Origin of the sequence: Streptomyces caeni (genome assembly GCF_042678285.1) — a bacterium.
Classification (GTDB): Bacteria; Actinomycetota; Actinomycetes; order Streptomycetales; family Streptomycetaceae; genus Streptomyces; species Streptomyces caeni.
Genome location: NZ_JBHUDX010000059.1, coordinates 102,910 through 107,326, shown reverse-complemented (window position 1 = coordinate 107,326; position 4,417 = coordinate 102,910). Strand labels below are relative to the sequence as shown.

The 4,417-nt window shown below is 74.2% G+C and carries 4 protein-coding genes; all 4 read right to left on the bottom strand.

The genetic code is table 11. The features are described 5' to 3' along the window. Nucleotides 1-151 precede the first annotated feature (151 nt). The gene (locus tag ACFSL4_RS21940) at nucleotides 152-1,612 is read right to left on the bottom strand and encodes an HAD-IA family hydrolase (protein ID WP_381085494.1); all 1,461 of its coding nucleotides are present in this window, start codon (nucleotides 1,610-1,612) and stop codon (nucleotides 152-154) included. Nucleotides 1,613-1,677: 65 nt separating this feature from the next. Beyond that, nucleotides 1,678-2,760, bottom strand: coding sequence for an ABC transporter ATP-binding protein (locus ACFSL4_RS21935; RefSeq protein WP_381085491.1), 1,083 nt, complete (start codon nucleotides 2,758-2,760; stop codon nucleotides 1,678-1,680). 7 nt (nucleotides 2,761-2,767) lie between these two features. Next, nucleotides 2,768-3,601, bottom strand: a complete 834-nt coding sequence (locus ACFSL4_RS21930; protein WP_381085488.1) for an ABC transporter permease — start codon at nucleotides 3,599-3,601, stop codon at nucleotides 2,768-2,770. After that, the coding region (locus ACFSL4_RS21925; RefSeq protein WP_381085485.1) for an ABC transporter permease at nucleotides 3,589-4,417 on the bottom strand (829 nt) is incomplete at its 5' end. The genes ACFSL4_RS21925 and ACFSL4_RS21930, both read right to left, overlap by 13 nt.

The window sequence follows — 4,417 nt, the reverse complement described above, 5'->3', positions numbered from 1 at the left end:
GGGGGGCCCCCCCGCCCCCCCCCGGCGCGGCGGCCCGCCGGCCCGCCACCCGCCGGGCCCGACCGACCCCGCCCGTCCGCCACGCCCCCGAACCCCGGTCCACCCGGCGTGCGGTCGTACCCCGGCACACAGCGCGCCGCGCCGAATGCGGTCAGGCGGGCACCGCGAAGGTGGTGATCACCGCCGCGTGGTCCGACGGCCAGTCGTTGCCCGCGACATCGGGCCACGGGTGCGGCGTGCCGGTGACGGCCGTGCGGGAGTCGAGGACCGTCAGGCCGCGGTGCAGGACGTAGTCGATCCGGTCCTGCGGTTCGGGGCGTCCGCTGCCGTCCTCGTGCACCGGGTGGATCGGGGACCAGGTGTGGCCGGGGTCGCGCACCGGGTCCGGGTGGGCCTCCCGATAGGAGTCGCGCAGCCCGGCCTCCTCGGCGGCCCGGGTCACCGGCCACGCGACGTCCGGCCGGTCCAGGTGCGAGGGGCAGTTGAAGTCGCCGACGAGCACGACCGGGACGCCGTCCTCGGCCGACTTCCCGATCCACCGCAGGGCCTCCCGCATCTGCGCGAGCCGCCCCTCCTCATGGGCGATCAGCGCGGTCGCCGGCAGCCCCTCGAAGGCGGACTCGTAGGGCCCGTACGGCGTGTAGTCGAGGTGGGCCGTCCAGACGTCGACCTCGCGCCCGCCGTCGACGCGGATGCGGACACCCGCCGCGCCGTAGAAGCCGACGCCGGGGTCCCCGAGACGGGCCGCGATGGGGTGGCGGCTGATGACGCCGAGGTTCTCGCCCGCCCGGTGGTGGTACCAGCCCAGCGCCTCCGCCAGTTCCTCGGCCGCGGTGCCGCCCGTCTCCTGCAGACCCACGACATCGGCGCCGGCCTCCAGGATGGCCTTGATCTGCTTGGCCCGGTGGTCGTCGACCTTGCTGCCGCCGAGCCAGAGGTTCCACGTCATCACCCGGAGCTCGTTCGCCGGCAGGGCCCGCAGCCGCTCGGGCGTGACCCCCTCCAGGCTGGCCAGCACGGTGCGCCCGGGCGCCGCGTCGATCGGGGCGAGCGACGGCACGGCGAGCACCACGCACCCCGCCGCCTCGGCGGAGGCGACGCCCGTGGGGGTGTCCTCGACGGCCACACAGCCGGCCGGGTCGGCCCCGAGCGCCCGGCACGCGGCGAGGTACGGGTCCGGCGCGGGCTTGGTGTGCTCGGTGTCGTCGGCGGTGACGGAGACCGCGAACCGGGCGGCGCCCAGCGCTTCGAGGACGGTGTCGGCGACGGCCCTCGGGGAGGCGGTCACCAACGCGGTGGGGATGCCGTCGCGGGCGAGCGCGTCGAGCAGGTCGAGTGCGCCGGGGCGGGGCACGATGCCACCGCGGACGCGGTCCGCGAACTCACGGTGCAGGTCGGCGGCGACACCCGCGGCCGGGGCGCCGGTGACCGCGGCCAGCCAGTCGGCCGTGTGCTCCACGGCACGGCCGAGCACCTGCTGCTGGTCATGCTCCGCCAGCGGCCGGCCGAGGCCGGCCGCGACCCGCTCCACCGCCTCCCACCACAGCCGCTCGGTGTCGACGAGCGTGCCGTCCATGTCGAACAGGACAGCCTGGAGCGGGAGTCGGGTCACGGTTCTCTCTTTCGTGCGTGGGGGGTGGGGAACGGCGGAGAGTCCTGCGCGCGGGGGCGGCTGCCTCAGCCTGCGCGTTCGGCGACGAGCACCGGCCGCTGGGGCAGCGACACGGTCACGGTGGCGCCGGCGGTCAGCGCGGCGGCCTCGTGCGCGGGCAGGTCGGCCTTCACCTCGGTGGCGTCGGCGAGGCGGACGGTCAGCCGTACGGTGGCGCCGAGGAACGCGGTGGCGGCCACGTGCGCGTCACCGCCGGGGTCCACGGACACCCGCACCGCCTCGGGCCGCACCAGTACATCCACCTCGGCCGCGGCGGGTGCGTCCCCGTCGACGGGCAGCCGCTGCCCGAGCACCTCGACCGCGCCCGAGGAGAGCCGCCCCGGGATCCGGCTCATCGTGCCCACGAACTCGGCGACGAACGCGGTGGCGGGACGGCCGTACAACTCGGCGGGCGCCGCGCACTGTTCGAGCCGTCCGGCGCGCATCACCGCGACCCGGTCCGCCATCGACAGCGCCTCCTCCTGGTCGTGTGTGACGAACAGGGTGGTGATGCCCAGTTCCTGCTGGAGGCGGCGGATCTCCTCGCGCAGGGTGAGCCGCACCTTGGCGTCGAGCGCGGACAGCGGCTCGTCGAGGAGGAGGACGCGCGGGCGCAGGGCGAGCGCGCGGGCCAGCGCCACGCGCTGCTGCTGGCCGCCGGAGAGCTGGTGCGGGAAGCGTTCGCCCTTGTCTCCGAGACCGACCAGGTCGAGCAGTTCCGCGGCGCGGGCACGCCGCTGCGCGGTGCGCACCTTGCGCATGCGCAGCCCGAAGGCCACGTTGTCCAGGGCGGTGAGGTGCGGGAAGAGGCTGTACGACTGGAAGACCATCCCGGCGTCGCGGCGGTGGGCCGGTACCCGGGTGACGTCCTCGCCGTCGATGAGCACCTCACCGGAGTCGGGGTGCTCGAACCCGGCGAGCATGCGCAGCGCGGTGGTCTTGCCGCAGCCGGAGGGGCCGAGCAGGGCGAGGAGTTCGCCGGGCCGCACGGCGAGGTCGAGGCCGTCGAGCGCGACGGTGGCGCCGAAGGCGCGGCGCAGACCGCGGAACTCCACGGTCGCGGCACCGGACCGGGCGGTCTTCTCGTTCTCGGGGGCAGTGAGGGTCATGGCGGTGTCATCCCTGAGATGCGGTACGGGAGGGGGTGCGACGCCCGCCGACGGCGGCGAGGGCGAGCAGCAGGACCCAGGTCACGAGCAGGCTGAGCACGGAGACGGCGACGGACATCTGGGCCTGCGCGCCGCTGATGTCCACGATCCACACGGCGAAGGGCCTGAAGCCCAGCAGATGCGCGACGGTGAACTCGCCGAGCACCAGGGCCAGGGTGAGGAAGGCGGCGTTGAGCAGCGCCCCGCGCAGATTGGGCAGCACGGCCCGCACGAGTGCCTGCGGCCAGCCGGCGCCGCAGCTGCGGGCGGCCTCGACGAGGGTGCGTACATCGACGGCGCGCAGCCCTGCGTCCAGGGCCCGGTGGACGAAGGGCAGCGCCATCACGACGTACGCGAGGACGAGCACGAAGGGGAAGTCCGGGTTCTGGACGGCCACGAACGTCTGGAAGAGCGGCGTGCGGGAGAGGTAGTCGGGCCCCCACTTCAGGACCGTGCTGATGCCGGCGACGAACGCGATGGGCGGCACCACGAGCGGCAGCGCGCAGACGATCTCGACGACGGCCCGCAGCCTCGGCGCGCCGAGACGCAGCGCCACCATGGCGGGCACCATCAGGAGCAGGACGATGGCGATGGTGGCGGCGGCCAGCTCCAGCGAGAGCAGCAGGCTGCTGAGGAATCCGTCGGTGCCCAGGATCCGGCTGTAGGCGTCGAAGGTGACGCCCTGGCCCGGGACGTCCACCGTGAAGATCACGGAGGCGACCAGCGGGACCAGGAAGTACAGGCCGGCGGCGAGAAGGACGAGTCCTCGTCCGGGGCGGGTGCGGGACGTCAGGCGAGCCATCGCGCGCTCCGTCGTTGCAGGGGCAGGTATACGGCCATCACCAGGACAGCGACCAGGACCATGTCGAGGCTGAGGGCCAGCGCCACGTTCTCCTGGCCCACGAGAACGTTGCCGGACAGGGCGTCGGCGATCTGCAGGGTGACCAGTGGGATCGAGCTGCCCACCATGGCGGCCGCGGTGGCGTAGGCGGCGAAGGCGCTGCCGAAGAGCAGCACGAACCCGCCGAGCAGGGAGGGCGTGAGCACGGGCAGCGCCACGTGCAGCCAGTACTGGGCGTGCGTGGCGCCGCTGTTCTGCGCGGCTTCGCGCCACTGGGAGCGCAGGCCCTCCAGTGCGGGCGTGATCGTGAGGACCATCAGCGGGATCAGGAAGTACAGGTAGACGAGGGTCAGGCCCCAGAAGCTGTAGAGGTCCCAGCCCTTGTCGGTCAGGCCGAACCGCCGTGTGACGACACCGGAGTTGCCGAGGGTGGCGACGAAGGCGAAGGCGAGCGGCACGCCGCCGAAGTTGGCGAGCACACCGGACGCGGTCAGCACGGCCTCGCGCAGGGCGCGGAAGCGCGAGGTCACCACGGCCTGGGCGAGCAGCAGTCCGAGGACCGCGCCGATGGCGGCGGAGACTGCCGACAGCTTGACGCTGCCGAGCAGCGCCGTGAGGTAGGCGCCGTGCAGCGAGGCCGTGAGGTTGGCGGCGGTGTACGCGGTGGCGCCGGTGGCCTGGTCCTTGACGGTGAAGGCGCCGTTCAGCATGGCGACGGCGGGCACGCCGAAGGCGACGGCCGTGAAGGCGAGCAGCGGGACGGCGGCGAGCCACCCG